Origin of the sequence: Acinetobacter sp. P1332 (assembly GCF_044057475.1) — a bacterium.
GTDB lineage: Bacteria > Pseudomonadota > Gammaproteobacteria > Pseudomonadales > Moraxellaceae > Acinetobacter > Acinetobacter johnsonii.
Genome location: NZ_CP171157.1, coordinates 429,111 through 455,232, shown reverse-complemented (window position 1 = coordinate 455,232; position 26,122 = coordinate 429,111). Strand labels below are relative to the sequence as shown.

Genomic DNA, 26,122 nt, shown 5'->3' with positions numbered 1-26,122 from the left:
GTCTTCGCATGACTTATGCTAATCCTATCTACTGACATACAGCCAAAGACATTATGAAAAATTGGGTCGATCCTGAAGCAAAAGCTGAAGCTGAACGTTATGACAACCCTATTCCAAGCCGCACGCTCATTTTAGAAACCATCGAAGAAAAAAAGACGGCTTTATCGCATGCGGACTTGGTCGAAATTTTTGAAATTGCAGATCAAAAAAGCATTGAAGCGCTCAGCCATCGCTTAATTGCGATGGTTCGTGATGGTCAACTGATGAAAGATGGCTTCAAGTTTCAAATTGCCGAAGAGCAACCTGAACATGAAGCAACGGTTTACATCAACAGTAAAGGCTTTGGCACGGCGAATATTGCAGGGCATGAAGACTTACTTCTACCTGAACGCGAACTGCGCCAAGTGTTTAATGGTGACCGTGTTAAAGTGCGTCAAACCTCAGTAGACCGCAAAGGTAAAGCTTGGGGCTTTATTACTGAGGTAGTGCAACACCGTGTGAAGCAAATTATTGGTAAAGTATCAATACATGATGGTGAATACTTTATTCAGCCAGCAAATCCGAATGCGCACCAACCGATTACTTTAGAAAAAGAATTAATCGAACACGCACAAGTCAAAGTGGGCGATTCGGTTCGTGTCGCAATTGATGACTACCCAACCAAAGATGAGTTGGCGACAGGTCATATTGTGCAATCGATGGCAGACAAGGCCGACACTGAAATTATTATTCCGCAAACCATTTTAGAGTTTGGTTTGCCATATGAGTTCCCAGAAGAAGTTATTAAAGAAGCAGAAAGCTTTAAAGAGCCTTCAGCGCAAGACCGTGAAGGTCGTATTGACCTACGTGATTTAGCCTTAGTCACTATTGATGGTGAAGATGCACGCGACTTCGATGACGCGGTCTATGCAGAAAAACGTCCAGGCGGCGGTTACCGTGTGGTGGTGGCGATTGCAGATGTCAGTCACTATGTCCGTTCAGGCAAACCACTGGATGATGAAGCTCAAGAACGGGGTACATCGGTGTATTTCCCGCACTTTGTTTTACCAATGTTGCCTGAAGCTCTTTCGAATGGCTTATGTTCACTCAATCCGCATGTGGACCGTCTGTGTATGGTCTGTGATTTAAACCTGTCACGTGCCGGTCGGGTCACCAAGTTTGAGTTCTACCCGTCTGTGATGCACTCAAAGGCACGTTTAACCTATACCAATGTTGCCCAGTACTTTGAAGGCGACAGCAGTGCCATTCCTGAAGACCGTGATGTGCGCAAATCCTTGAACACCCTGTTCCAACTCTATCAAGTCCTCAAAGGTTTACGTGCTGAACGCCATGCCATGGAATTTGAAACTGTTGAAACTTACATGACCTTTGATGAGCTGGGCGGCATTAAGGAAATTTTACCGCGTACGCGTAATGATGCTCACAAACTGATTGAAGAATGTATGTTGTTGGCAAACGTGGCAGCGGCTGAATATGCGCTACAACATGATGTGCCAATGTTATACCGTATTCATGAACCACCTGAGTTTTCACGTATTCAAAAAGTACGCGACTTTGTCAAACTGTTAGGTCTACCGTTCCCAGAGCAGCCGACTCAGAAAGACTACCAAGCCGTGATTGATGCAACCAAAGACCGTATTGATGCTCCAAGTATCCATGCCGTGCTGTTACGTTCAATGATGCAAGCCTACTATGGTGCGAATAACGCAGGTCACTTTGGTTTGGCATATGAAGCCTATACGCACTTCACTTCCCCAATTCGTCGCTACCCAGACTTGTTGTTACACCGTGCCATTAAAGCCAAGTTAAAACATAAACCTGCACCTCTTTCAGGGGCCGCTTTGGATGATGCTGGTCAACATTTCTCAGCGACTGAGCGTCGTGCAGATGAAGCGTCTCGCTCTGTCACCACATGGTTGAAATGTCATTATATGCAGCAACATTTAGGTGAAGAGTTTGTCGGTACCATTTCTGCCGTAGCGGAATTTGGTCTGTTTGTGACACTCAAAGACTTATATGTTGACGGCATGATCCATGTCAGCCAACTAGGCGATGACTACTTTGTCTATGACCAACCAAGTCAGAGCTTGATTGGGCAGGCACGCGGTCAAAGCTTTAGCTTGGGCGATGAAGTGAAAATCAAAGTTGCAGCAGTGAATTTAGAAGACCGCAAAATTGATTTTGAATTATTGCAGCAACTCTCACATGGTGGTCGGCCCATACGTAGTCGAGCGCCCCGTGTTGGCAAAGCCAAAACAACACGAAGCGAAAGTAAAGAAGAAGTCTTTAGCGAGTCGACAAACGCCTCTCCCAGTAACAACGGAGACCAGCCCATACGACGCAAAAAAGATAAATCCCAACCTAGCTCCTACAGCAAAAAGCCTGGTAAAAAATCTTCATCAAAGTCTGAAACAAAGGTTAAAGATAAAGTGAAGAAAAAGTCGAAACCTAAAAAGAAAAAATCAAATGCAAAAGCGAAAACTGAGTAAATGATGTAAAAGGTGCTAGGGCTTAATGTTCTAGCACCTTTTTTCATAGGGCCAACATGAACTTTTTACGTTTATTTTTAAGCAAACCTATCAGCCAATACCATCCCCTGCTTTATTTCATGGCCACGCGTAGCCGACGTATGATGCGCTATTGGCAATGGAAAACAGATGGGAAAGACTACGCACATTCATTTTCTGACGTCCCTTTGGCATTTCGCGTCAAAAAGCATCAGTCCGTTATGATTCGTAAATTAGGCGACAGCAATCAGCACTGGCAACACAATAAAGTCATCAATCTCAAAATTGCCACTCCGTGTATTTCCGGGATTTTAATCCACCCAAAACAGACTTTTTCTTTTTGTCAGTTAGTGGGACAACCAACAACTCAAAAAGGCTATGTTGAGGGAATGGAACTCAGCTTTGGTCAAGCACGCGGTGGTATCGGTGGCGGTATTTGCCAAATTGCCAATCTCATTCACTGGCTTGTCTTGCATAGCCCATTACAAGTGGTACAACGTTCACAGCACTCCTTTGACCCTTTTCCAGATCATGGTCGTGTACTTCCATTTGGTAGTGGCGCTGCAATTTTTTATAACTATATTGATTATCAATTTTACAACCCCACCCCGCATAGCTTCCAAATTCGGCTTTGGTTTAGTGAGAAATGCCTAGAAGGTGAACTGCGTTGCTCAGTCGATTTAGGCTATGTCTATCATGTATTTGAACAACAGCATGCCTTCCTTAAAATCGGGACGGATTACTACCGACAAAACGAAATTTGGCGACACCGCAAAGAAAAATATAAAAGCGGTGAAATCTTAGCAACCGAATGCATGACCCGTAACTTTGCCAAAGTGCTTTATCAGCCCTCACGCATTGATCAGCACTACCCTTCATGGGCTGAATTTCAAGCGGCACAAAACATCAAAATCAATTAAAACTTGATTTCCCACGGCATCACCCTTACATCTAGTGATAACTGAACATTTAATTTGGCTTAAACGCATGACATTAGAAAAAGCAACCTTGCCTGTTCCACAGTTTGATCAAATCACCTTAGTACAACTCCAACAGCAGATCGAACAGGCAATTCAACAGGGTCAAAGTTTTTTAAAAGACCTGAGCGAAGTCCCTGAATCGATTCAGGCACAACTTGCGGTCTTAGAACAAGTCGATCATTTAGAAAATAATATGAGTGAAGCATGGGGCGTACTGTCCCACCTCAATGCAGTCATGAACAATGCTGAAACTCGTGAGGTATACCAGTCACTATTACCAAGCTTAAGTGAATACTATACCGAATTAGGTCAACACACAGCGCTGTATCAAACCTATCAACACATTCATGATGCTGCGCAATTTGATCACCTCCCTGAAGCCCAACAAAGTGCGATTAAACTTGCACTGCGTGACTTCAAACTATCGGGTGTGGCTTTAGAAGGTGAAGCCAAAAAACGTTATGCAGAAATCTCAGCACGCTTATCACAACTATCGTCCGACTTTTCCAACCATGTTTTGGATGCAACCCAAGCCTATTTCAAACCTTTAGCGGAACACGAACTGGCAGGCTTACCCCAAAGCAGTGTTGAGCTGTTAAAACAATATGGTCAGCAGCGCGAACTGGATCAACCCGTTGCCACTTTAGACTTTCCATCGTATCTGGCAATTATGACCTACGCGGAAAACCGTCCTTTACGCGAAGAACTATATCGTGCCTACACCACACGTGCATCTGATCAGTCTGAACACGCTGAGTTTGATAACACCGCGGCGATGGAAGAAATCTTAAGCCTGCGTCAGGAAATGGCTGCACTGTTAGGTTTCAACAACTACGCCGAGCTTTCATTGGCCAGCAAAATGGCGCCAAATGTCGCCACGGTGCATCAATTCTTACGTGATTTAGCTGAACATTCACGTGCCCCTGCGCTCAAAGAAGTGGCGGAGCTGAAAGCCATTGCCGCTGAAGATGGCATTGAAGATTTAAAACCGTGGGACAGCACGTATTATTCGGAAAAATTGAAAGTCCAACAGTTCAATTTATCTCAAGAAGCACTCAAGCCCTACTTCCCTGCACCCAAGATTTTGCAGGGCTTATTTAGCATTGTGAATCGTCTTTATGGGATTCAAATTGTGGAGCGTGAAGCCCCCGTTTGGCACTCAGATGCACGTTATTTTGAACTAGAAGATCAAGGCACAGTGGTCGGTGGATTCTACTTTGACCTCTATGCGCGTCAGGGCAAACGTGGTGGCGCATGGATGAGTGGTTTCCGCTCTCGCACCCAAACAACGCACGGCCTACAAAAACCGATTTGCTATATGGTGTGTAACTTTACGCCACCTGTGGGGGATCAAGCAGCGTTGCTGACTCATGATGAAGTGATTACCTTGTTTCATGAATTTGGGCATGGTTTACATCATATGTTGACTGAAGTTGACAATATTGCAGTTGCAGGGACACACGGCGTGGCATGGGATGCGGTAGAGTTACCAAGCCAATTCATGGAATTTTGGGCATGGGATACTGAAAGCTTAGACCTGCTCAGTGCACATATTGAGACTCAAGAAACCTTACCAGAAAGTCTACTGAAAGCCTTACTGGACGCACGTTTCTTCCAATCCGGCATGCAAAGTTTACGTCAAATCGAGTTTGCCCTGTTCGACCTTAGCATTCATAAAGCAACCCCTGCTTTGAAAGCGGATCAAATCCAAGCCACCTTAAACCAGATCCGTGCACAATATGCTGTTTTAGAGACCACGCCTTATAACCGCTTCCAGCATAGCTTCAGCCATATTTTCGCAGGCGGCTATGCAGCAGGTTATTATTCTTATAAATGGGCGGAAGTTTTGGCCAGTGATGCCTTCGATCGCTTCGAAAATGAAGGGATTTTTAATACTGCCACTGGAAAAGAATTTCGTCAGTTTATTCTAGCAGTTGGCGGAAAAGATACAGCGCTTGATGCATTTATCAATTTCCGTGGACGCGAGCCAAAAATAGATGCTTTACTTCGTCATCAAGGTTGGACGAACCGCTAAAAAAGTGAGTAAACTAGGCGCCTAAATTGTTCAGAAGGTAAGTCTAATGACTATTAAACGTCGTTTCATTGCAGGTGCAAAATGTCCTAAATGTCAGGCGATGGATCGAGTTGTTATGCTTACCTCGAATGACGATGAATGGATTGAATGTATCGACTGTAGTTATTCTGAGAATCGTCCAACTCATGTAGACGAGCCTCAGATCCCCGCTATCCCTGACGAGGTTGGGGTCATTCAATTTAAACCACGTCAATCCAAAGAATAAAGGTTGAATCGAATGTCGTCCGTACAACACAATAACCCTAAATTACTCTGGGGTATTACAGCAGGTTTAGCCGCAATCATTGCGATTTTTGCACTTTATCAGTGGTTGTTTGCTGCACAAGAGTCTGCAACACCAGTGCACCAAGCGGAGTTGATTCAACCGACCGTGAAGGCACTTCCTGAAGCTGAAAAAGCAGCTTCGACCGCCATGGCTGACAACACCATTAAATTGGTCGAAGAAGATATTTTAAAAGCACCTGTACCTGAAAATACCTCACTTGCCAAAGAAGAAGTGGCGAAACTGGATGATATTCAAAGCCAGTTGAAGGAACAGGAAAAAAGCTTGCAAGCACAGTACAAAGATGCCGATGAACTGGTAAAGCTCAAAGAAGAACAAATTAAACTGTTAGAAGCGCAATTGGCTGCTCAGTAAAATACAGTTATTCTTTTTAAATACGTTAGCCTATCGACCGATACGCTAACGTCTTTTTTTTGCCCTGCTGCTTCACTCATCATCACAATCAGCACCAAGCCATTACACAACTCATCATCTTTTTTGAACTCCTTTTCACAAATAAAGTCTGTCGTCGCGATACCTCACAGCCCCTAGCGCATACCAAGAGTTTCTTTTATTGGGACTTTATGGGTCGATTGATTCTTATCATTGAGCTTAAGTGCAGGCTTGGCTTTTTTAAGACGGAACTCTTAGCAACATCCTTGCGGTTTGTTTTGATGTGAGTAACGATTTGAGCGGGTCATTGCTGCAAAGAAGCTATTTTCTTCAGAAGTATCTCCAATAAATCCAAAACATAAAAAAGCATCCGAAGATGCTTTTTTATAGTCTAGCTCAAGTTCTAAACTTAGTGATACCAGCCAAATAACTTAAAGAAGTATGGCACATAGGCAATGATCAGCATCGCTGGGAACAACACGATCAATGGTAAAATCCAACGTTCATAACGATAATAGAAAGACAAATGACGAACCTCCTCATCGGCCTCATTCACCTCGGCATCACCAATGGATTGTCTTGCTAAAAGATGATTGAGGGCTACAGGTGGCGTCACATAGCCCAACTCAAAGCCAATCAAGGTGATCATCCAAAAATGGACAGGATGAATTCCATATTGATAGGCTACAGGCGCAACCGTCGCAGAAATCAAGATCACGGCCCCAAACGGATCCATAATCATCCCAACAAAGACCATCAATCCAACAATCAGACTAATGACCAAGAACGTACTGCTAATATCGGTCGGGAAGAAACTCATCACCTCCGTACGTTCAAGCAATCCGCCCACGCTCACCGACAGTGCCATTAAAATGACCAAAGCACCAATGTGTCCAACGGTTTCACTGGTCGAGATATGCATCGACTTCCAAAAACCGACTTGGCGTAACACGTCCATGGAACTAGATTGAACCACCCCATGATTCACCACTTGTCCATCATCTGCGGCATTACCATGTAGCCCTTCACGGTATTCTGCATGGGCAACTTGAGCCCCAGCCAATGCAGGTTCACCACCCGAGTTATAATTTGCGCTAAGTGTCTCATCCCAATGCCCCACAGCAGGTAAAGGCGCAGGCTGATGACGTAATTTATCAAACAATACGATCATCAATAAAATCACAGGCATCATCACGGGTGCAGTAAATTCATTTAAGTCGGTGTCTAATAAGAATTTATAGAACATCCACGTGAGGACAAAAATCACGATATACGGCACAACGGCTAGGAAAGCACGCCCTGATTTCGGTGCGGCCAAACTCGGTGCCGCGATGCGGAATTTACTCTCTGCAAAGAAGAGTGAAACCACTAAAAAAAGTGTTGAGGTCAGTAAGAACGTGTAAACACCATATTGATAAAGCAGGTCCGTCGTGACTTCTTTATTTAAAGATGCCACCACCACAATCAATAAGCATGGACGTAAAACTACACCCAGTGAACCTGACATTGCCGTTGCAGCCAAAGCAAACTGACGACGTCCACCAGCATTCCAGACTTCTTTATAAATAATCGCCCCTGCTGCAATCACAAAGATCCCCGATGCACCCGTATATGCGGTCGGTAAAGCCGCAGCGATTAAAATCAACCAGGTGAGTGTTTCAGGCGCCAAATTCCATGGACGCAAAATATTTAAGAACAGATCCACAACACGGGTTTGTTTCAACAACATACCCGCCCAAATAAACAGTGCTAAATTCAGGAAAATACTCGAGAACTCAACCAACTGTCCCAAATAAATCCCTTGCCCCATGGGGTAGTCCATGAAGAAGATAAATGCCACACCCGTAATCACCGCCATGTAGGCATACAGAGGCACACTCAGGAAAGCAAAGCCTAGACGCCCGCCGACTTTGGCCTCTTTCGGCGGGCTAAACAGCTGCCACACACTTATCAATGTCAGTACGCCAAATAAAACCATCCACAGCCAATAAATCAGCTGGGTTTCGCCATTCATCGGTACACCCGAGTCTTTGACTGAGTTAAATTGACTAATGCTTGAGTAGGTTAATAAACCATTACCCAGTGTCATCAGTAGGCTATAAACTCGATAATCCAGCTTGGTTGCAGGGCCACGTAAACCAATATGATGGATTTTTAAGGTGGCACTAATCGCAGCTAAAACCACCATAAAAATTAATAAAATGGCGCGATTTTCTGTTCCAAACTTAAAAATACCAAAAAAAGTGGTTTCAAAATTACGATAGGCACGAATACTTGGATGTGCCTCCATATGTTGCATCGCTTGATCATAAAACTGATATTTTTCTTCACACTGCTGTACACCTGCCAAAATGGACGCACGCACATCAGCTTCCGAAGCCGTACCAAAGAAGTCAGCGAACTCATCTGCGGCGTTGGCTTGCATTTGGGTTTTGACCAAAGCATCCACATTCGGCTGACGATTACACTCTGGCTTGGTAGGCTCTGCCCTTAAAAAAGAATACTGCATAACCGTGGCTGAATCGCCATATAAGCGCTCACCCATACGCAGTAATTGGCCATGAATCATTTCACCTGTACCAATTAACAGCGTAAGTAACAGTAAAATCAGAATGACAAAAGTAGAAATCCACTCGGTCCATATATACTTCAGCAGATCGAGTCCTGATCTGCGCTGTCCATGATTTTGCATGTTGTTTCCTATTTTTATTACCGTTCTGTCCAGCGCAATGCACCGCAGAACCTGTCGTTTTAGTCGGCTCGAGCTTGTCCTTTCTCTATGCCTTTAGATTTTTGTTTTGTTTATCTTTGCATCAAATTTATATTTTTGAATATGACAATCTGGATTTTCTTTTTAGAATTTAGGTCAATCCTCTATTCATCAAATAGATTCACCCCGATTAAATACAAAGCTGCAATCACAATTCCCCAGATCACGCCCAACAAATGTGCTTCGACCAAAACTGGACTCCCGATCAGTTCAGCCGTAGCACTCTCGCCAAAGGTGTTTTCCCAAATCAATTTGCCTAAAATAAGAAACAACACCAAACTCGCAAACATCCGTTCTTTACGGTATAGCAAATGGACAATGGCTATGGCAGTGAACATTCCATGCAGCACACCTGACAGCCCTGCATAAGCTTCAATATCCGCCAGAAAATAATAAAAACTGAGACTAATCAGCGGCGGTAAAATCAGCAATAAGGCCGCAAAATGCCAGACACGGGCCCGTGGAAAAATAAAAGGCAAACACATAAAAGCCAGCATATTGAGTGCAAAATGAATCCATCCCACATGTACCCAGTGCGCTGTCCACAAGCGCCAAATTTCAGGAAAAATATCCACTCGCCAATAAATAAATTGATCTTTAAAAATCTGTAGGCATGCCGAGATCGACACGACAAATGCAATCAAAATGATTTTTCGATTCAGAAATTGATCATGCATCACATGTCCTTATCGTGTTGCTCATTTATTTATTGTTATTTTTTCTGCCCTTCGGCTCAGTTTAAAATTGGTTAACTTTCACTAAACAACTCATCTAGCTCAGAACGGTCTTCTTTTTCATCCCAGAAGTGCGCCATACCACCATCCCCAGTTCGTGTCCCCGTGTGTTCAGTCCAATAACGATCCGAAATCCCCTGAACCATACTCGAGGCCATACTATCAATCAGTTTAAATTGTGGATTGCTCTGTTTTTCATCACTATAAGAAGCCGCATAACTTTTCAATGCATCACGAATCTTGGCATCGTCACCACTGGCTTGAGCCGCTATAGCATACATTGCATGAGATAAACGAACCCCTTTTTGCTCCCCAATTTGCATCGATTGTTTCAAGGTCTGATATGGATCAGGTTTACCTTCACCCGCACCTGGCAATAAGGTCCAAATCACCGCACGTGTTGCATTCGGCGCACCCCAAAACTTTTCATTGTCTAGACACACCATCCCACGTTCAACAATCGCCGCAATGTCTTTAGGAACATTGACTGCACCACCTGAGTTAATATCATTGGTCATGGCTTGTAGCCCACTCAACATCCCCAGCATATATACAGTTTGATCCAAATCGCTGTTCATTTTTGGACAGCCTTCGCCCAATGGTTTCTTATATTTCTTTTCCCAGCGGTTTTGAAAAAGTTGATAGCCCGTATATTGGCGTTGTGCTGCAGTCGCCGCCCAACGCTTTTGTTCAATTCGAGCATCCTGTGCTTCAGAAACATTGCCTGCTTTCGAGGCACGCAAATAACGTAACTCTGCCTCAAGCGCCTGATTCTCCGCACAAATACCTGATGCTGAATACAGTAAAACTGCCACACGCGTTGGATCTGCTCCCATATCTTTGGTCGACATAATCGCTGGAGTCAAAGCATTGCCTGAGTTACACACCATCTCAGCATCTTCCATGGCTAAAATAGGCGGTACTATATGTTTTTCACTAAACCCGAGCGCAACATTGGCGCCTGTTTTAACCACTTGTGAACAACCCGAAAATAATAAACTTGTAAGCGCTACAACAGCCACACCTTGGCCTATTTTTTGGACTTGCGACATTTTCCTGTCCTCTATTTGTATAATTGTATGTGTCCATGCTGACAAACATAGCAGAAGCATTTTCCGAAGAAAAGAGTATTTACTCTAAATCAGACCACTACTCTGCCATGAAATAAAAAGCGGAAAATTGACTAAAATGACGCCTCAACTTTTTTTTAGGCAAAAAAAAGTAGCATAGCGACGGTTCGGCACATGCTACTTATCAACTGGAAAGCCTAGCTAGGCTTTGTTTGGTGCAAATCGTTCCTTCAGCACAGTTCCTAATCGTCCTATAACAATCGCTAACACAATTGCTACCACTAGAAACATCCAAGTTGGGATCATCATACGATTTTCCTTGTTTGCTGTTGGTAATTTGAATGTACATTTTAAGATCAAAAATCTGTAGGAAAGTTGTCTGACAATCCTAAAAAGCATATCAGTTTCTTCAGATATGTCAGACAAAGTAAGATGATATATATTTATAATTGTTATTTTTCAATAAATTAAATAAATCGTGAAAGTTAAAATTGTCCAACAATTATTGCATTTTAGTGAGTATTTTCAGGGCTTTCCACTGCGTGATGGGTAACTGATCACACCAAACCAACATCGGTTTTGCTCTAAAGTGTTGAAAATAAATCACAATATAAGCACGATGATCCACAATATGGCTGATTTGTACTCGTTGCACATTGGTTTGTTTCTGAAGTGACAAAGACCAATCACGGCCGTCTAAATGCTGAAGCTGCAAATGTTGCGGCCCACGTAGAAAAAACAAATACAGCACAAAGCCTGCTACCAAAGCGATCAGCCACAGTCCTAAAGGAAGTAGCTGATACAAGACCAGCATCAGAACGGCATAAATCGACAACTGAAACACATAAGCCAAACGACTGGGTTTAAGTTGAAAATGACGATGTTCCATTGCACTTATCCGTGTACATAATGCTTTAATTTTTGAATCAAGGTTTTCATTTCAGGGCGTGGCGGCTCAGAGACTTCCATAAACCAATCCAGCAAATCTGGATCTTCCTGTTCAACCAAGGCCGCAAACATGGCCTTCTCCGCAGGATCCGCCTGAAGATAATAATTTTTCACATAAGGGTCAAAGTACACATCAATTTCTTTTAAACCACGACGTGCACGGTAGATTACTTTACGTTCCTCTAGGCTCATTTCTTCAGTCATTACATTCCCCAAATTAATTGAAACGGCTTAGTTTAACCGATCACACCGCCCTCGCCACTAGTTAAATGTCGTAATTTTAACAACTGGCAAAACTCATCAAAAAATCAAATAGATTTGAGCATTCAGTCCATTGTCGCATGTCCTGCTTTTCACTAATCTCTTAGCAAAATAACAACATCAGGATGAGCTTCCATGCAATCAGGCGCAATTCGCCCGTTACACAATATGCTGCCGCGTAACTTATTTAATGCTGAACATGAGGCATTTCGAGAAACTGTTCGAAAGTTTTACGCCAAAGAAGTCGTTCCGAATATTGAAAAATATGAACAACAACAACATGTCGATCGTGAACTATGGAATAAAGCAGGTGCCATGGGACTACTGTGTGCCACTATGCCTGAGGCTTATGGTGGCTCGGGTGTAGACCGCTTGTACAGTATGATTTTGATTGAGGAACAAGCCTATGCCATGGATTCCTCGACAGGGTTTTCACTACACTCTGACATTGTCGCGAACTATATCAATAACTTTGGTAGTGAAGCACAAAAACACTATTGGTTAACGCGGATGGCTTCGGGTGAAACCGTAACAGCAATTGCTATGACTGAACCTGGCACAGGCTCAGACTTGCAAGCGGTACGAACAACAGCTGTTTTAGACGGGGATGACTATATTATCAATGGCTCCAAAATCTTCATTACCAACGGCTATCTCTGCGATATGGCGATTGTGGTCTGCAAGACAGGCGACAGTGAAAAAGGTTCAGCCAATCTCTCATTAATCATCGTTGAAGCTAATCGTGCAGGATTCAGTAAAGGTAAACCCCTCAATAAAATTGGAATGAAAGGACAAGACACCTGCGAATTGTTTTTTGATCATGTGCGCGTGCCTAAAGAAAACTTGCTCGGGATGGAGGGCATGGGCTTTATGATGCTGATGAAAGAACTGGCTTGGGAGCGCATGTTGGTGGCCATTATCTGCCAAGCGGGGGCAGAAGCAGCACTGGCGCATACCGTTCAGTACACCAAAGAGCGTAAAGCTTTTGGAAAAGCGATTTCAAGCTTTCAAAATACCCGCTTTAAACTGGCGGAGTTACGTACAGAAATCGATTTTTGCCGCGCTTACCTCGACCGTTGTATGCAATTGCAACTGGAAGAGAGTCTCGGCATTGATGCCGCAGCGGCTGCCAAATATAAAATTTCCGAGATGTTTTCTAAAGTTGTCGATGAATGTCTACAACTGCATGGCGGCTATGGCTATATGCTGGAATACCCGATTGCACGGGCTTATCTAGATAATCGTGCCAATCGCATTTATGCAGGAACCAATGAAATTATGAAAGAGTTAATTTCCCGTTCACTCTAAGATCAAAAAGCCCATCTTTCGATGGGCTTTTACTTTTAACAATGTACTTGATGAAACTCCGCAATCAAGGCAACCACCAACTCTGGTTGCTCTTTATGTGGCATATGATGTAAACCTTCTAATATGTGCAGTTCAGCCTGCCCAGATAACCCTTCAAAAATCTGCTGGGGTTGTGCCGTACTGCCGTATTCATCCAGTTCACCATGAATAACCATGGTTGGACAACGCACATCTTTAATCACACTGGCCAAATTCCAATCTTGGAAAATGGGCGATAGCCATGTTTCAGTCCATGCATCAAGCACCCACTGCGCCTTTTCAGGGTGATATTTCTCTAAACGTTCCATTTGTCCCGCTTGTTGAAAGCCAATTTTTGCTTCGCCTATCCCCTTCAATGTCAGTGCTTCAACCGCATACTGTGCCGAGATTGAAATTAATCCTTGGCAACGCTCTGGATAAGCCGCAGCAATCGCAACAGACATGCCCCCACCCACGCTATGTCCTAAGATGACAAAGTCCTGAATCGAAAAATAATCCAATACAGCTTTAAAGGTCTGTTCTGCTTCAGTGATGACGAAACTATGTGCCAGTGGCTGCGTACTCGGATCAGATAAACCAAAACCTAAGCGATCATAGGCATAGACCACCCGCGCGGTCGCTTGTGCCAGTTGAGCAGGAAAATCCCGCCACAAAGCCACACAACCTAATGAATCGTGCATTAAAATAATCGGGGCTAAAGTATGATCTGCTGCATCAGTGTGCCATTTTTTAGTATGAATCATATTCGACGCAGATGGGACTTGGTAACTTTGTTCTAAGATATTCAAAATATTCCCTATTCATTATCTTTTAAGTTTTAAAAATCATCTACCAGTCCTACAGTTTAAGAAAGTAAAAACAAAACATCCTAAAGTCACTTCCTTAAAAAAAGGAGCATTACGCTCCTTTTAAAATCAACTACTCAGCTTAAGACACCAGTTTAGGCTTCTGGTTCAATGCTGCATCACGTTTAGCAAATTTCAGGACTCCATCCTCAAAAGAAGCACTTTTCAATGTCTTACGATCCGCAAGATAATTATTGCTGACTTTCCATGGTGCATGTTTACCCTGTTTTGGCATTACATTAGCGGCACGTGCAATATAACCCGAACTCAAACTACCCATAACCGTATCATCCATGAGCTCTGTCGCATCCCCCTGCGGGATTACTTCTACCCACTGCTTTTGATCCATATAGTTGAGTAAACGACAAATATATTCAGCAGCAATATCCACTTTCAAGGTCCATGACGCATTAATATAGCCAATAATCATCGCCATATTCGGTACATCACTCACCATCACGCCCTGATACAGCATATGTTTAGAGGTATCTAACGGTTTGCCATCAATGGTTGCTTGTATACCACCCAAGATTTGAATTTCTAGACCTGTGGCTGAGACGACAATATCGGCCTCTAAATGCTGACCAGACTTTAATTGAAGACCGCTTTCGGTAAAGCGCTCAATCTGATCTGTTTCAACACTGGCTTGACCTGAACGAAGAATTTTAAATAAATCACCATCTGGCACCACACATAAACGTTGATCCCAAGGATTATATTCTGGGGTGAAGTGTTTCATGTCCACTTTACCTTTGAGCTGCATCTTAATCGACTGGAGCAGCAGTCGGCGTAGCAATTTCGGTTGCTTCTGCGCGAGTGCATAAATCCCGCGTTGCATCCCAATATTACGTGCACGAGTCAGTTTATAAGCCACATCTTCCGGCAACACTTTACGCATTTTGTCATACACAAAATCAATCGATGGTACCGAAGCAATATAGGTTGGAGAGCGTTGTAGCATAGTGACATGCGCCGCCCCACCTTTGGCCATCGCAGGCACCAGTGTAATTGCTGTCGCACCACTACCAATAATGACGACTTTTTTACCTGTATAATCTAATTTTTCAGGCCAAAACTGTGGATTTACAAACTCGCCTTTAAATACTTCTTTATTTGGAAAATCAGGTTGGTAGCCTTGGTCGTAGTTATAATAGCCTGTACAGCCAAACACAAAATTTGCAATCCAGTTTTCTTTTTTGCCTTTTGCATTCTCAATCACGACCTGCCACTTTTTCTGAGCAGAATCATAATTGGCGCTAAGTACTCGATGTTTAAAATGAATTTTTTCTTTGAGTTTCTGTTCATCAATGACTTCCGCTAAATAGCCCTTAATCGAAGAACCATCTGCCAAAACGCTGGCTTGTTGCCACGGTTTAAAATTAAAACCAAAGGTCGACATATCTGAATCAGAACGAATACCTGGGTATTTAAACAAATCCCATGTTCCACCAAAGCTGTCACGACGTTCAATAATTTCAAACGAACGTTGTGGACAATGCTTGGTTAAATGTGCCGCAAGGCCAATGCCTGAAATACCTGCACCTACAATGAGCAGATCGACGTGCTTATCCATGTTATTTTTATCCTGTCTTATATTCTGTTCTTATTAAACCATAAAACTGACAATACACAATGTCAAGTTTAAGCAGATCTTTCGTAAAATATGTCACTACAGGCCAAAATACAAAGATTGTCGAACAAAAACCCATAAAAAAAGACCAGTGAAACACTGGTCTTTTTCTAAGAACAACTGAATAGTTCTACGAAATTATTTAACTTCGCGATCTACTAGTTCAACGTAAGCCATCGGCGCAGCATCACCTGCACGGAAGCCCGCTTTAAGAACACGTAGATAACCGCCGTTACGTTCTTTGTAACGAGGGCCAAGAACGGTAAATAATTTACCAACAGTTGCTGCTGAACGAGTACGAGCAAACGCTAAGCGACGGTTTGCAACAGTATCGTTTTTAGCTAAAGTGATTAAAGGCTCAGCTACACGACGTAACTCTTTTGCTTTAGGCACAGTTGTTTTGATCAACTCGTGCTCAAACAAAGAGTTAGCCATGTTTTGAAACATCGCTTTACGATGGCTGCTTGTACGGCCTAATTTCACACCACTATTACGATGACGCATGGTGATAGTCCTACTTAATTAACGGCTACGATAGGCGAAACGATCGTCCATACGGAGACTAGCTGGTGGCCAGTTCTCTAAACGCATGCCGAGTTGTAAGCCTTTTGAAGCCAGAACATCTTTGATCTCAGTAAGCGATTTTTTACCAAGGTTAGGAGTTTTGAGTAACTCAACCTCAGTGCGCTGTACAAGATCACCAATGTAGTAAATGTTTTCTGCTTTCAAACAGTTAGCAGAACGAACAGTAAGCTCTAGATCATCTACTGGACGAAGCAAAATCGGATCAACTTCTTCACGAGGTTCTTGAGCAACAGGAGCTTGATCTTTCTGAAGGTCAACAAAAATTGCAATTTGTTGTTGCAAGATTGTTGCCGCTTTGCGGATCGCTTCTTCAGGATCAACTGTACCGTTGGTCTCAAGATCAATGACCAATTTATCAAGGTCTGTACGTTGTTCTACACGAGCGTTTTCCACTGTGTAAGACACACGTTTGATTGGGCTATAAGAAGCATCTAACTGTAAGCGACCTACAGGGCGAGTTTCGCCTTCTGGGAAACGCGAGTCAGAAGTTTCATAACCACGACCTTGAGAAACTTTCAAGCGCATTTTTAATGAGCCTGAAGCACTTAAAGTACCGATCAAATGTTCAGGGTTAACCACTTCAACATTATGAGGTAAACGAAGGTCAGCGGCAGTTACGTCGCCAGGACCTTGTTTCTCTAATGTCAAATAAGCTTCATTTTGATCGAACAGCTTAATAGACAATCCTTTTAGGTTCAGCAAGAGCTCGACGATGTCCTGCTGCAAGCCTTCCAAAGTACTGTACTCGTGCTCGACACCTTCAATCTCAACTTCAACCACAGCAGCGCCAGGTAAAGAAGAAAGAAGGATGCGACGTAAAGCATTGCCCAGAGTATGACCAAAGCCACGCTCTAAGGGTTCTAGAATAACTTTTGCCGAGGTCCCGCTAACCGCTTCGACCTTGATCGCTTGCGGAGTTAGAAACTCATTTGCAGTACGCGTCATATTGCTACCTCAAGGATTATTTAGAATACAATTCTACAATCAAGCTTTCGTTGATTTCAGCAGGTAAATCTGAACGATCTGGTGCAGCTTTAAACGTACCTTCCAACTTAGAATGGTCAATTTCCATCCAAGAAGGAATACCACGTTGTGCAGCTAATTCAACTGCGTTTTTGATACGCAATTGTTGTTTAGCACCTTCATGCACAGCAATTACATCACCAGCTTTAACTTGGATAGACGCGATGTTAACACGACGGCCATTCAAAGTGATCGAGCGGTGAGATACAAGCTGACGAGCTTCTGCACGTGTAGAACCAAAACCCATGCGATAAACGACGTTATCAAGACGGCTTTCAAGCAGTTTCAACAAGTTTTCACCAGTTGCGCCTTTCACACGAGCAGCTTCTTTATAGTAATTACTAAATTGACGCTCTAAAACACCGTACATACGACGTACTTTTTGTTTTTCACGTAATTGTAGTGAGTACTCAGATTGTTTGCCACCACGCGCTCCGCCATGTTGGCCAGGAGCTTTAGCAGCTTTTTTAGTTTTGACGTCAAATGGTTTAACGCCAGATTTTAATTGCAGGTCTGTCCCTTCGCGGCGAGAGAGTTTGCATTTTGGACCAATATAACGAGCCATGAATGTTTCTCCTTACACGCGACGTTTTTTAGGTGGACGGCAACCGTTGTGCGGGATTGGCGTCACATCGGTAATGCTGTTAATTTTATAACCCACTGCACCTAAAGCACGAACCGCAGATTCACGACCAGGACCAGGACCTTTTACAAGGACGTCCAAGTTTTTCAAACCGTAGTCTAAAGCAGCTTTACCAGCAACTTCAGCAGCTACCTGAGCAGCAAACGGAGTTGATTTACGTGATCCACGGAAGCCTTGTCCACCAGAGGTAGCCCAAGCCAGTGCATTACCTTGACGATCGGTAATAGTCACAATGGTGTTATTAAAAGAAGCGTGAATGTGTGCAACACCTTCAGAGACGGTACGAGTGACCTTCTTGCGTGTGCGAGTATCTTTAGCCATCTTTTAGCTTCCAGAAATCTTATTTCTTAATAGGTTTGCGCGGACCTTTACGGGTACGTGCGTTAGTTTTGGTGCGTTGTCCACGGACAGGCAAGCTGCGACGATGACGAAGACCGCGGTAGCAGCCTAAATCCATTAAACGTTTAATGTTCATGGAAATTTCGCGACGTAAATCACCTTCGGTCGGAACCTTAGCAACTTCTGCACGAATCGCATCAAGCTGAGCGTCATCTAATTCACGGATCTTTGTAGTCGGCGCGATACCAACAGCAGCCAAGATATTCTTAGCAGTGTGGCGACCTACACCAAAGATGTACGTTAGAGAGATAACAGCATGCTTGTTATCCGGAATGTTTACACCGGCAATACGAGCCATTCAATTTTCTCCAAAAAGGCAGTTAAGACAATCAACCGCCCCACAAAAATCTTGAGGGGCGGATAATAACCTAATTAGCCTACTGAAATCAACAGGTCTTGATCAGATTAACCTTGACGCTGCTTATGACGAGGTTCTGCGCTACAAATTACGCGAATAACCCCATTACGACGGATAACTTTACAGCTACCACAAATTTTCTTTACAGAAGCTTGTACTTTCATGATGAAACCTCAAGTGCGCTTATCCCTTAGGATGAGCAGTCGTTTTTCTCATTAACGTTTGATTATCGTACTGATGCGAGGTGAGATGTGCTTGTAGCTGAGCCATAAAGTCCATCACTACCACCACAACAATAAGCAAAGATGTTCCACCTAAAGAGAATGGAATACCAAATGAGCTTTGTAAAATCATCGGCATTAAGCAAATGATGGTGATATAAATCGCGCCAATAAATGTCAAACGGTTAAGAATATGATCTAAGTAACGAGCAGTTTGCTCACCTGGACGAATACCAGGTACATAAGCCCCGCTGCGTTTCAAGTTTTCCGATACTTCTTTCGGGCTAAATACAAGCGCTGTATAAAAGTAACAGAAAAAGATAATTAACGCACCAAAGAGCACCAAATACAACGGCTGACCAGGCGAAAGCACCAATGCCAAATCTTGCAAACTACGTTTGATAATACCCGCATTCGGATCTGCACTACCCACCCATTGCCCTAAGCTCGCAGGGAACAAAAGCAATGAACTTGCGAAAATCGCAGGGATCACACCCGCCATATTAATTTTCAATGGCAAATGCGACTGTTGTGCAGTAAATACACGACGTCCTTGTTGTTTTTGAGCATAGTTTACTGGAATACGACGTTGCGCCTTCTCAATAAACACAATTGCAGCTAATACAGCCAGAGACAACACGCCAAAAATCACCAAGCCAATTAGACTGGTTTGACCATTATCTACTGATGATATTGATTGCAGAATTAAATTCGGCAAACCTGCAACGATACCGGCGAAGATGATCATGGAAATACCATTACCCACCCCACGTTCAGTAATTTGCTCACCTAACCACATCAAGAACATTGTACCTGCAACCAAAGAGGTTACAGCTGGTACGTAGAAAGCCAGACCTGCAGTTAAGGTAATCCCTTGACTGATCAGACCAGCACACATCCCAATTGCCTGCACGAGTGCAAGGAACAATGTACCCTGTCGCGTATATTGATTAATCTTACGCTTGCCTTGTTCGCCTTCTTTCTTTAAAGCTTCCAGCGAAGGAATAACTGTAGACATTAACTGCACGATAATCGATGCAGAAATGTACGGCATAATCCCAAGAGCAAGAATGGACATACGCTCTAATGCACCACCTGAAAACATGTTAAACAAACCAAGGATCGTGCCTTGGTTTGCATTAAAAAGATTTTCAAGTGCGGCATTATTAATGCCTGGTACTGGAATATGTGCTCCTAGTCGAAAAACCAATAATGCACCGATGAGAAACATCATGCGGCGAATAATTTCACGGTATTTCACATGAAATGGCTGGCCTTTCATCATATTGACATGACCTGAAGAACTAGGAGACATAGACACTAGCGATTACTCCTCGACTTTACCGCCAGCAGCTTCAACAGCAGCTTTAGCGCCTTTAGTCACAGCAACACCTTGAACAGTGAATGCACGAGTAATTTCACCAGAAAGTACGATACGAGCACGTAACATATCTTTACGTACAACGTTTGCAGCTTTTAAAGTTTCTAGGCTAACGATGTCGCCTTCCACTTTAGTAAGCTCAGATAAACGTACTTCAGCAGTTTTCAAAGCGATTTGGCTAGTGAAACCGAATTTAGGTAAACGACGATATAACGCAGTTTGACCACCTTCAAAGCCTGGACGAGTACCACCGCTCTTACGTGAATTCTGACCTTTGACACCACGGCCACCAGTCTTACCAACGCCAGAACCGATACCACGGCCTAGACGACGATTTTCACGTTTTGCACCTTCAGCAGGTGCAAGCTCATTTAAACGCAGAGTCATGGCTTATTCCTCTACACTAACCATATAGTAGACTTGGTTGATCATACCACGGTTAGAAGGCGTATCTTGCACTTCTACAGTATGACCAATACGACGCAGACCTAAACCTTGTAGGCTAAGCTTGTGATTTTTCAAGCGATGCGCAGAAGATTTAGTCTGGGTAACTTTAATCGTTTTCATGATTGATTACCCTTGAATTTGTTCTACTGTAAGACCACGTTTCGCAGCAACCTTCTCAGGAGAAGTCATATCACGCAGACCGTTAAAAGTCGCGTTTACTACGTTTGCAGCGTTAGTAGAACCATAACATTTTGTTAATACGTTACGTACGCCCACAGCTTCTAGAACTGCACGCATAGCACCACCAGCGATTACACCAGTACCTTCAGAAGCAGGCTGCATGTAAACACGGCTTGCACCGTGACGCGCGTTAATAGGGTGCTGTACAGTACCGTTAACAAGGTCAACAGTAATCATGTTGCGACGAGCAGCTTCAAGTGCTTTAGAAATAGCAGCTGGAACTTCACGTGCTTTACCACGACCAAAACCTACACGACCATTACCATCACCAACCACAGTCAATGCTGTGAAAGAGAAGATACGACCACCCTTAACAACTTTGGCTACACGATCAACGGCAACCAGCTTTTCAACAAGACCTTCGTTTTGTTCAACTTTAGCCATGATTAGAACTCCAAGCCGTTTTCACGAGCAGCATCAGCCAAGGCTTTGATACGACCATGATATTTGAAACCAGAACGGTCAAATGCAACTTTAGTAACACCAGCTGCTTTAGCGCGTTCTGCGATTAAAGCACCTACTTTAGTAGCTGCTTCAACGTTACCAGTTGTACCAGCACGTAAAGTAGCATCTAAAGTTGAAGCTTGCGCTAAAACTTTGCCACCATCTGCTGAAATAACTTGAGCGTAGATGTGACGCGGAGTGCGGTTTACACACAAACGAGTCGCACCCAACGCACGGATGTGCAAGCGTGTGCTTTTCGCACGACGCAAACGGGATTGTTTCTTTTCGTTCATAAGAACCTCGCGCCTTATTTCTTCTTAGCTTCTTTACGAAGTACAACTTCGTCAGAATAACGAACACCTTTACCTTTATAAGGCTCTGGTGGACGGTAACCACGGATATCTGCAGCAACCTGACCTAAACGTGCTTTATCAGCAGATTTAAGAACAATTTCAGTTGCTGTAGGAGTTTCAGCAGTTACACCTTCAGGAAGCGTATAGTCGATCGGGTGAGAGAAACCAAGGTTAAGGTTAACAATGTTACCTTTAACCGCAGCTTTATAACCAACACCGATAAGTTGTAACTTACGTTCAAAGCCTTCGCTCACACCTTTTACAAGGTTGTTAAGCACAGCGCGAGCAGTACCAGCTTGCATCCAAGCGTCTTTCGACTCAGCTTTTGGAGCAATCGCTAAAATACCGTCTTCCTGTTTAAGCTCGACCAGCGCATGCAGGGTGAAAGACAAAGTACCTTTGCTACCTTTCACTTCGACCTGCCGGCCGTTCTGAGTAACTGTTACACCGTTAGGTACAGTTACTGGGGCTTTAGCCACACGAGACATGAGGAATCACCTATTAAGAAACAAAAGCAATAACTTCACCACCGATACCTGCAGCACGTGCAGCGCGATCAGTCATGATGCCTTTGCTTGTAGAAACAATTGCAATACCTAAACCTTGCTTAACGCTCGGAAGTGCATCTTTACCGCGATACTGACGTAGACCTGGACGGCTTACGCGTTTCACAGTTTCGATAACTGGTTTGCCTTCGAAATACTTTAAAGTCAAAGTAAGAGTTGCTTTGCCTTCAGCATCCGCAACTTCTACGTTTGAAATGTAACCTTCTTGTTGAAGAACGTTTGCAATAGCAACCTTCAACTTAGAGTTAGGCATAGAAACTGTTTGTTTCTTTGCCATTTGCGCGTTACGAACACGAGTTAACATGTCGGCAACGGTATCTTGCATACTCATCTATAGCGCTCCTTACCAGCTTGCCTTAACAACGCCCGGTACATCACCTTGCATTACTGTATCGCGTAATTTGTTACGGCTTAAACCGAACTTACGGAAGTAACCATGAGGACGACCAGTTAAACCACAACGGTTACGTAAACGTACTGGAGACGCATTACGTGGTAATGCTTGGAATTTCATCATCGCTTCGAAACGCTCTTCGTCGCTAGCATTTACGTTTGCAATAACAGCTTTTAATTCAGCACGTTTTGCAGCGTATTTAGCAACAGTAGCTTCGCGTTTCAATTCGCGATTAATCATACTTTTCTTAGCCATATCGACCTCTTATTTGAACGGGAAGCCGAATGCACGCATAAGCGCACGGCCTTCGTCATCGGTGCGAGCAGTCGTAGTGATGGTAATATCCATACCACGAATACGATCAATCTTATCAAAATCGATTTCAGGGAACATGATTTGTTCCTTAAGACCCATTGAGTAGTTGCCGCGACCGTCAAATGATTTCGCAGAGAAACCACGGAAGTCACGGATACGAGGGATCGCAATCGAGATTAGACGGTCTAAGAATTCGTACATACGTTCGCCGCGTAAAGTAACTTTACAACCAATCGGCCAACCATCACGGATTTTGAAACCAGCGATTGATTTGCGAGCTAAAGTAAGAACTGGTTTTTGACCAGCGATAGCTTGCATATCAGCAAGAGCACCATCAAGGAGTTTTTTGTCAGCAGCAGCTGCGCCAACACCCATGTTGATCGTGATTTTAGTAATGCGAGGAATATCCATCACATTTTTAACGGCTAAAGTCTCTTGTAATTGAGCCTTAAGTTCGTCGTTGTAACGCGTTTTAAGTCTGGCCATTGCCTTTTCAACCTATTACTTCGCTACCGCCACTGATTCACCATTTGACTTGTAAACGCGAGTTTTCACGCCTTCAGTCACTTGGTAACCAACACGGTCAGCCTTTTGGGTTGTAGCATTAAAAATTGCCACGTTAGAGATATGAAGCGAAGCTTCTTGTGTAACTACAGCGCCTTCAGCACCTGTTGCACGGTTCGGCTTTTGATGCTTCTTAACCAAGTTAAGGCCTTCAACCATAACACGGTCATTTGAAACAGACAGAACAGTACCCTGTTTGCCTTTTTCTTTACCTGCGATCACAATAACTTGATCGCCTTTTTTAATCTTAGCCATGATTGCCTCTTATAGAACTTCAGGAGCCAGTGAAATAATTTTCATGAACTGTTCAGTACGAAGTTCACGAGTCACTGGTCCGAAAATACGAGTTGCAATCGGCGCTTTGTTGTTGTTCAAAATAACAGCAGCGTTATCGTCGAAACGAATCACTGAACCGTCTGGACGACGGATACCGAATTTTGTACGAACCACAACAGCATTCATCACGTCACCTTTTTTAACACGTGCGCGTGGAATAGCTTCTTTTACAGTAACTTTAATAATGTCGCCAACAGAAGCATAACGACGGTGTGAACCACCAAGTACTTTAATACATTGTACGCGGCGAGCACCACTATTGTCTGCTACGTCTAGCATACTTTCGGTTTGAATCATTGCCCTACTCCAAAACCGAGCATCACCGGTCACAATTTCGAAAGGCTCAAAGAGTACTCGAAATTAACCGATGATGCAACAGATACGTCTAATTACTCAGCAGCAGCTTCAACAACTTCAACTAGAGTCCAAGACTTAGTTTTAGAAATTGGGCGGCTTTCTTTGATAGTCACAACGTCGCCAGTTTTAGCTGTGTTGTTCTCATCGTGAGCATGTAATTTAGTTGAACGGCGGATTGATTTGCCATACAACGGGTGTTGAACGCGGCGTTCGATAAGTACAACAATAGACTTGTCCATTTTGTCGCTTACTACTTTGCCGGTTAACGTGCGAACTGTTTGTTCACTCATTGTCCGTTCCCCTGTTTTTCGGTAAGGAGTGTCTTAATACGAGCAATTGTCTTACGAGTAAGTGCAACTTCGTGCGATTTACCCAATTGACCAGTTGCTTTTGCCATACGAAGACGGAATTGGTTAAGCTGTTGCTCATCAAGCAAAGCTGTCAACTCTTCTACCGACTTTTCACGTAGATCTTTAGTTTTCATTACATTACCGTCCGAGTCACGATAGTGGTTTTAAACGGAAGTTTAGCAGCTGCAAGCGTAAACGCTTCGCGAGCCAATTCTTCGTTAACACCATCAATTTCGTACAAGACTTTACCTGGTTTGATTTGACAAACCCAGTATTCCACAGAACCTTTACCTTTACCCATACGCACTTCAAGAGGCTTAGAAGTAATCGGCTTGTCTGGGAAAACACGGATAAAGATCTTACCACCACGTTTAATACGACGGCTGATTGTACGACGCGCTGCTTCAATTTGACGAGCAGTCATTTGACCACGCTCAACAGATTTAAGTGCGATTGTACCAAAAGATACCGAGCTACCGCGGTGAGCTAGACCAGTGTTACGGCCTTTCTGCACTTTACGGAATTTAGTACGTTTAGGTTGTAACATGGATTATTCTCCTTTTTCAGCAGAACGATCATTGCGACGACCACGACGCTCTTGACCTTCACCACGACCACGACCGCGTTTAGCTGGACGCTCTTCAGCTGGAGCTGGGTTCATGACTTGTTTCATGCCACCCAAGATCTCACCACGGAAGATCCAAACTTTAACACCAATCGTACCGTAAGTCGTTTCAGCACGCATAGTTGAATAATCGATGTCTGCACGAAGTGTATGCAAAGGTACGCGACCTTCACGATACCACTCAGTACGAGCAATCTCAGCACCACCTAAACGGCCTGATACTTCAACTTTGATACCTTTAGCACCAGCACGCATTGTGTTTTGAACCGCACGCTTCATAGCACGACGGAACATTACACGTTTTTCTAATTGAGAAGCGATAGCTTCAGCAACTAAACGAGCGTCTAAGTCTGGGCGATCGATTTCATTGATGCTAACTTGCGCTGGAATACCCATAATTTGAGTAAGTTCACGCTGTAGTTTCTCAATGTCTTCGCCTTTTTTACCGATAACGATACCAGGACGTGCAGTACTAATAGTTACTTTAGCAGCGCCCGTAGGACGTTCGATAAGAATATTGCTGATCATTGCATTCTTAAGTTTTTTAGTTAAAAACTCACGAACTTGAAGATCTTTAAGCAAGTATTCAGCGTATTGTTTCGGACTCGCATACCAGTTGGCGTTATGACGTTTTACAACACCAAGGCGGATACCGATTGGATGAACCTTCTGACCCATA

General features: G+C 43.6%; 32 protein-coding genes and 3 pseudogenes. 6 read left to right on the top strand and 29 right to left on the bottom strand.

Going from position 1 to position 26,122, the window contains the following annotated elements; translation table 11 throughout:
- Positions 1–50: 50 nt before the first annotated feature.
- From rnr to ACFN7Z_RS02135, 5 genes are read left to right on the top strand one after another with little or no spacing between them, the layout of a single operon-like run.
- On the top strand, positions 51–2,489 hold the full coding sequence (rnr, locus tag ACFN7Z_RS02155; RefSeq protein ID WP_395442674.1) for a ribonuclease R: 2,439 nt from the start codon (positions 51–53) through the stop codon (positions 2,487–2,489).
- 56 nt (positions 2,490–2,545) lie between these two features.
- Positions 2,546–3,427, top strand: a complete 882-nt coding sequence (locus ACFN7Z_RS02150; protein WP_395442559.1) for a VanW family protein — start codon at positions 2,546–2,548, stop codon at positions 3,425–3,427.
- Positions 3,428–3,479: 52 nt separating this feature from the next.
- Positions 3,480–5,522, top strand: a complete 2,043-nt coding sequence (locus ACFN7Z_RS02145) for a M3 family metallopeptidase (RefSeq protein WP_395442673.1) — start codon at positions 3,480–3,482, stop codon at positions 5,520–5,522.
- Positions 5,523–5,574: 52 nt separating this feature from the next.
- Positions 5,575–5,787 (top strand): YheV family putative zinc ribbon protein, encoded by a 213-nt coding sequence (locus ACFN7Z_RS02140; protein ID WP_171262515.1) that lies wholly within the window; start codon positions 5,575–5,577, stop codon positions 5,785–5,787.
- A gap of 12 nt (positions 5,788–5,799) precedes the next feature.
- Positions 5,800–6,219 (top strand): hypothetical protein, encoded by a 420-nt coding sequence (locus ACFN7Z_RS02135; RefSeq protein WP_395442558.1) that lies wholly within the window; start codon positions 5,800–5,802, stop codon positions 6,217–6,219.
- Positions 6,220–6,646: 427 nt separating this feature from the next.
- Here the strand turns inward: ACFN7Z_RS02135 and ACFN7Z_RS02130 are convergent.
- The 6 genes and pseudogenes from ACFN7Z_RS02130 to ACFN7Z_RS02105 form a co-directional block, all read right to left on the bottom strand.
- Positions 6,647–7,186, bottom strand: a pseudogene (locus ACFN7Z_RS02130) (TRAP transporter large permease subunit); the annotation flags it as partial.
- A 140-nt stretch (positions 7,187–7,326) separates the two neighbouring features.
- Positions 7,327–8,929: pseudogene (locus ACFN7Z_RS02125) on the bottom strand (hypothetical protein); the annotation flags it as partial.
- 182 nt (positions 8,930–9,111) lie between these two features.
- A complete protein-coding gene (gene rrtA, locus ACFN7Z_RS02120) occupies positions 9,112–9,684 on the bottom strand; it encodes a rhombosortase (protein ID WP_395442557.1) in 573 nt (190 codons plus the stop codon).
- A 71-nt stretch (positions 9,685–9,755) separates the two neighbouring features.
- Positions 9,756–10,793 (bottom strand): hypothetical protein, encoded by a 1,038-nt coding sequence (locus tag ACFN7Z_RS02115; RefSeq protein ID WP_004977889.1) that lies wholly within the window; start codon positions 10,791–10,793, stop codon positions 9,756–9,758.
- Between the two features lie 520 nt (positions 10,794–11,313).
- Complete coding sequence (locus ACFN7Z_RS02110) at positions 11,314–11,700, bottom strand: protein YgfX (RefSeq protein WP_114836536.1); 387 nt, start codon at positions 11,698–11,700, stop codon at positions 11,314–11,316.
- A gap of 5 nt (positions 11,701–11,705) precedes the next feature.
- Positions 11,706–11,963 carry a succinate dehydrogenase assembly factor 2 gene (locus tag ACFN7Z_RS02105; protein ID WP_004977895.1) on the bottom strand — a complete coding sequence of 86 codons (258 nt, stop codon included), beginning with the start codon at positions 11,961–11,963 and terminating at the stop codon, positions 11,706–11,708.
- A 192-nt stretch (positions 11,964–12,155) separates the two neighbouring features.
- Here ACFN7Z_RS02105 and ACFN7Z_RS02100 point away from each other — a divergent pair, with 192 nt between their 5' ends.
- A complete protein-coding gene (locus ACFN7Z_RS02100) occupies positions 12,156–13,328 on the top strand; it encodes an acyl-CoA dehydrogenase family protein (RefSeq protein WP_348923347.1) in 1,173 nt (390 codons plus the stop codon).
- 35 nt (positions 13,329–13,363) lie between these two features.
- On the opposite strand, the gene ACFN7Z_RS02095 is transcribed toward ACFN7Z_RS02100, so the two are convergent.
- The 23 genes and pseudogenes from ACFN7Z_RS02095 to rpsC all read right to left on the bottom strand — a co-directional run bounded on the left by ACFN7Z_RS02095 (position 13,364) and on the right by rpsC (position 26,121).
- On the bottom strand, positions 13,364–14,155 hold the full coding sequence (locus tag ACFN7Z_RS02095; RefSeq protein ID WP_395442556.1) for an alpha/beta fold hydrolase: 792 nt from the start codon (positions 14,153–14,155) through the stop codon (positions 13,364–13,366).
- Positions 14,156–14,294: 139 nt separating this feature from the next.
- Complete coding sequence (locus ACFN7Z_RS02090) at positions 14,295–15,785, bottom strand: NAD(P)/FAD-dependent oxidoreductase (protein WP_281199403.1); 1,491 nt, start codon at positions 15,783–15,785, stop codon at positions 14,295–14,297.
- Between the two features lie 195 nt (positions 15,786–15,980).
- The gene (gene rplQ, locus ACFN7Z_RS02085) at positions 15,981–16,346 is read right to left on the bottom strand and encodes a 50S ribosomal protein L17 (protein ID WP_004691290.1); all 366 of its coding nucleotides are present in this window, start codon (positions 16,344–16,346) and stop codon (positions 15,981–15,983) included.
- Between the two features lie 18 nt (positions 16,347–16,364).
- Positions 16,365–17,372, bottom strand: a complete 1,008-nt coding sequence (locus ACFN7Z_RS02080; RefSeq protein ID WP_004691292.1) for a DNA-directed RNA polymerase subunit alpha — start codon at positions 17,370–17,372, stop codon at positions 16,365–16,367.
- 16 nt (positions 17,373–17,388) lie between these two features.
- Positions 17,389–18,015: a 30S ribosomal protein S4 gene (rpsD, locus tag ACFN7Z_RS02075; protein ID WP_004691294.1), complete on the bottom strand. Its 627-nt coding sequence runs from the start codon at positions 18,013–18,015 to the stop codon at positions 17,389–17,391.
- Between the two features lie 12 nt (positions 18,016–18,027).
- Positions 18,028–18,414, bottom strand: coding sequence for a 30S ribosomal protein S11 (rpsK, locus tag ACFN7Z_RS02070; RefSeq protein ID WP_001040166.1), 387 nt, complete (start codon positions 18,412–18,414; stop codon positions 18,028–18,030).
- Between the two features lie 19 nt (positions 18,415–18,433).
- On the bottom strand, positions 18,434–18,790 hold the full coding sequence (gene rpsM, locus ACFN7Z_RS02065) for a 30S ribosomal protein S13 (protein WP_004691296.1): 357 nt from the start codon (positions 18,788–18,790) through the stop codon (positions 18,434–18,436).
- A 107-nt stretch (positions 18,791–18,897) separates the two neighbouring features.
- Positions 18,898–19,014, bottom strand: coding sequence for a 50S ribosomal protein L36 (gene rpmJ / locus ACFN7Z_RS02060; RefSeq protein WP_000867907.1), 117 nt, complete (start codon positions 19,012–19,014; stop codon positions 18,898–18,900).
- Positions 19,015–19,033: 19 nt separating this feature from the next.
- Positions 19,034–20,353 carry a preprotein translocase subunit SecY gene (gene secY / locus ACFN7Z_RS02055; RefSeq protein ID WP_171054269.1) on the bottom strand — a complete coding sequence of 440 codons (1,320 nt, stop codon included), beginning with the start codon at positions 20,351–20,353 and terminating at the stop codon, positions 19,034–19,036.
- 45 nt (positions 20,354–20,398) lie between these two features.
- Positions 20,399–20,839 (bottom strand): 50S ribosomal protein L15, encoded by a 441-nt coding sequence (rplO, locus tag ACFN7Z_RS02050; protein ID WP_004691300.1) that lies wholly within the window; start codon positions 20,837–20,839, stop codon positions 20,399–20,401.
- A 3-nt stretch (positions 20,840–20,842) separates the two neighbouring features.
- Positions 20,843–21,019: a 50S ribosomal protein L30 gene (gene rpmD, locus ACFN7Z_RS02045; RefSeq protein WP_004691302.1), complete on the bottom strand. Its 177-nt coding sequence runs from the start codon at positions 21,017–21,019 to the stop codon at positions 20,843–20,845.
- A gap of 6 nt (positions 21,020–21,025) precedes the next feature.
- Positions 21,026–21,523 carry a 30S ribosomal protein S5 gene (rpsE, locus tag ACFN7Z_RS02040; protein WP_004691304.1) on the bottom strand — a complete coding sequence of 166 codons (498 nt, stop codon included), beginning with the start codon at positions 21,521–21,523 and terminating at the stop codon, positions 21,026–21,028.
- 2 nt (positions 21,524–21,525) lie between these two features.
- Positions 21,526–21,876: a 50S ribosomal protein L18 gene (gene rplR / locus ACFN7Z_RS02035; protein ID WP_004650473.1), complete on the bottom strand. Its 351-nt coding sequence runs from the start codon at positions 21,874–21,876 to the stop codon at positions 21,526–21,528.
- Between the two features lie 14 nt (positions 21,877–21,890).
- Positions 21,891–22,424: a 50S ribosomal protein L6 gene (rplF, locus tag ACFN7Z_RS02030; RefSeq protein ID WP_004691306.1), complete on the bottom strand. Its 534-nt coding sequence runs from the start codon at positions 22,422–22,424 to the stop codon at positions 21,891–21,893.
- Between the two features lie 13 nt (positions 22,425–22,437).
- The gene (gene rpsH, locus ACFN7Z_RS02025; RefSeq protein ID WP_004691308.1) at positions 22,438–22,833 is read right to left on the bottom strand and encodes a 30S ribosomal protein S8; all 396 of its coding nucleotides are present in this window, start codon (positions 22,831–22,833) and stop codon (positions 22,438–22,440) included.
- A 12-nt stretch (positions 22,834–22,845) separates the two neighbouring features.
- Complete coding sequence (rpsN, locus tag ACFN7Z_RS02020; protein ID WP_004691309.1) at positions 22,846–23,151, bottom strand: 30S ribosomal protein S14; 306 nt, start codon at positions 23,149–23,151, stop codon at positions 22,846–22,848.
- 9 nt (positions 23,152–23,160) lie between these two features.
- Positions 23,161–23,697 carry a 50S ribosomal protein L5 gene (gene rplE / locus ACFN7Z_RS02015; RefSeq protein WP_004691311.1) on the bottom strand — a complete coding sequence of 179 codons (537 nt, stop codon included), beginning with the start codon at positions 23,695–23,697 and terminating at the stop codon, positions 23,161–23,163.
- A gap of 15 nt (positions 23,698–23,712) precedes the next feature.
- Positions 23,713–24,030 (bottom strand): 50S ribosomal protein L24, encoded by a 318-nt coding sequence (rplX, locus tag ACFN7Z_RS02010; RefSeq protein ID WP_004691313.1) that lies wholly within the window; start codon positions 24,028–24,030, stop codon positions 23,713–23,715.
- Between the two features lie 9 nt (positions 24,031–24,039).
- Positions 24,040–24,408, bottom strand: coding sequence for a 50S ribosomal protein L14 (rplN, locus tag ACFN7Z_RS02005; protein WP_004657680.1), 369 nt, complete (start codon positions 24,406–24,408; stop codon positions 24,040–24,042).
- A gap of 92 nt (positions 24,409–24,500) precedes the next feature.
- Positions 24,501–24,758, bottom strand: coding sequence for a 30S ribosomal protein S17 (gene rpsQ / locus ACFN7Z_RS02000; RefSeq protein ID WP_004691314.1), 258 nt, complete (start codon positions 24,756–24,758; stop codon positions 24,501–24,503).
- Positions 24,755–24,952 (bottom strand): 50S ribosomal protein L29, encoded by a 198-nt coding sequence (gene rpmC / locus ACFN7Z_RS01995; RefSeq protein ID WP_004650482.1) that lies wholly within the window; start codon positions 24,950–24,952, stop codon positions 24,755–24,757. Before rpmC ends, rpsQ begins: the two co-directional genes overlap by 4 nt.
- A complete protein-coding gene (gene rplP / locus ACFN7Z_RS01990; RefSeq protein WP_004691317.1) occupies positions 24,952–25,365 on the bottom strand; it encodes a 50S ribosomal protein L16 in 414 nt (137 codons plus the stop codon). Before rplP ends, rpmC begins: the two co-directional genes overlap by 1 nt.
- Positions 25,305–26,121, bottom strand: a pseudogene (gene rpsC / locus ACFN7Z_RS01985) (30S ribosomal protein S3). Before rpsC ends, rplP begins: the two are co-directional and overlap by 61 nt.
- Position 26,122 lies beyond the last annotated feature (1 nt).

What these genes read in the sequence shown, in the direction of transcription:
- rplN (WP_004657680.1), bottom strand. Translation starts at nt 24,408, where the DNA reads ATGATTCAAACCGAAAGTATGCTAGACGTAGCAGACAATAGTGGTGCT.
- rplQ (WP_004691290.1), bottom strand. Translation starts at nt 16,346, where the DNA reads ATGCGTCATCGTAATAGTGGTGTGAAATTAGGCCGTACAAGCAGCCAT.
- rplF (WP_004691306.1), bottom strand. Translation starts at nt 22,424, where the DNA reads ATGTCTCGTGTGGCTAAAGCCCCAGTAACTGTACCTAACGGTGTAACA.
- ACFN7Z_RS02100 (WP_348923347.1), top strand. Translation starts at nt 12,156, where the DNA reads ATGCAATCAGGCGCAATTCGCCCGTTACACAATATGCTGCCGCGTAAC.
- ACFN7Z_RS02090 (WP_281199403.1), bottom strand. Translation starts at nt 15,785, where the DNA reads ATGGATAAGCACGTCGATCTGCTCATTGTAGGTGCAGGTATTTCAGGC.
- rplR (WP_004650473.1), bottom strand. Translation starts at nt 21,876, where the DNA reads ATGAACGAAAAGAAACAATCCCGTTTGCGTCGTGCGAAAAGCACACGC.
- ACFN7Z_RS02110 (WP_114836536.1), bottom strand. Translation starts at nt 11,700, where the DNA reads ATGGAACATCGTCATTTTCAACTTAAACCCAGTCGTTTGGCTTATGTG.
- rpsQ (WP_004691314.1), bottom strand. Translation starts at nt 24,758, where the DNA reads ATGAGTGAACAAACAGTTCGCACGTTAACCGGCAAAGTAGTAAGCGAC.
- ACFN7Z_RS02150 (WP_395442559.1), top strand. Translation starts at nt 2,546, where the DNA reads ATGAACTTTTTACGTTTATTTTTAAGCAAACCTATCAGCCAATACCAT.
- ACFN7Z_RS02135 (WP_395442558.1), top strand. Translation starts at nt 5,800, where the DNA reads ATGTCGTCCGTACAACACAATAACCCTAAATTACTCTGGGGTATTACA.
- rplP (WP_004691317.1), bottom strand. Translation starts at nt 25,365, where the DNA reads ATGTTACAACCTAAACGTACTAAATTCCGTAAAGTGCAGAAAGGCCGT.
- rpsM (WP_004691296.1), bottom strand. Translation starts at nt 18,790, where the DNA reads ATGGCTCGTATTGCCGGTGTAAACATTCCGGATAACAAGCATGCTGTT.
- rpsE (WP_004691304.1), bottom strand. Translation starts at nt 21,523, where the DNA reads ATGGCTAAAGTTGAACAAAACGAAGGTCTTGTTGAAAAGCTGGTTGCC.
- rpsN (WP_004691309.1), bottom strand. Translation starts at nt 23,151, where the DNA reads ATGGCTAAGAAAAGTATGATTAATCGCGAATTGAAACGCGAAGCTACT.
- rrtA (WP_395442557.1), bottom strand. Translation starts at nt 9,684, where the DNA reads ATGCATGATCAATTTCTGAATCGAAAAATCATTTTGATTGCATTTGTC.
- rpmJ (WP_000867907.1), bottom strand. Translation starts at nt 19,014, where the DNA reads ATGAAAGTACAAGCTTCTGTAAAGAAAATTTGTGGTAGCTGTAAAGTT.
- rplX (WP_004691313.1), bottom strand. Translation starts at nt 24,030, where the DNA reads ATGGCTAAGATTAAAAAAGGCGATCAAGTTATTGTGATCGCAGGTAAA.
- ACFN7Z_RS02115 (WP_004977889.1), bottom strand. Translation starts at nt 10,793, where the DNA reads ATGTCGCAAGTCCAAAAAATAGGCCAAGGTGTGGCTGTTGTAGCGCTT.
- ACFN7Z_RS02080 (WP_004691292.1), bottom strand. Translation starts at nt 17,372, where the DNA reads ATGACGCGTACTGCAAATGAGTTTCTAACTCCGCAAGCGATCAAGGTC.
- ACFN7Z_RS02105 (WP_004977895.1), bottom strand. Translation starts at nt 11,963, where the DNA reads ATGACTGAAGAAATGAGCCTAGAGGAACGTAAAGTAATCTACCGTGCA.
- rpsK (WP_001040166.1), bottom strand. Translation starts at nt 18,414, where the DNA reads ATGGCTAAAGATACTCGCACACGCAAGAAGGTCACTCGTACCGTCTCT.
- rpmD (WP_004691302.1), bottom strand. Translation starts at nt 21,019, where the DNA reads ATGAAAACGATTAAAGTTACCCAGACTAAATCTTCTGCGCATCGCTTG.
- rplO (WP_004691300.1), bottom strand. Translation starts at nt 20,839, where the DNA reads ATGACTCTGCGTTTAAATGAGCTTGCACCTGCTGAAGGTGCAAAACGT.
- rpsH (WP_004691308.1), bottom strand. Translation starts at nt 22,833, where the DNA reads ATGAGTATGCAAGATACCGTTGCCGACATGTTAACTCGTGTTCGTAAC.
- rpmC (WP_004650482.1), bottom strand. Translation starts at nt 24,952, where the DNA reads ATGAAAACTAAAGATCTACGTGAAAAGTCGGTAGAAGAGTTGACAGCT.
- rpsD (WP_004691294.1), bottom strand. Translation starts at nt 18,015, where the DNA reads ATGGCTCGTTATATTGGTCCAAAATGCAAACTCTCTCGCCGCGAAGGG.
- rplE (WP_004691311.1), bottom strand. Translation starts at nt 23,697, where the DNA reads ATGGCCAGACTTAAAACGCGTTACAACGACGAACTTAAGGCTCAATTA.
- secY (WP_171054269.1), bottom strand. Translation starts at nt 20,353, where the DNA reads ATGAAAGGCCAGCCATTTCATGTGAAATACCGTGAAATTATTCGCCGC.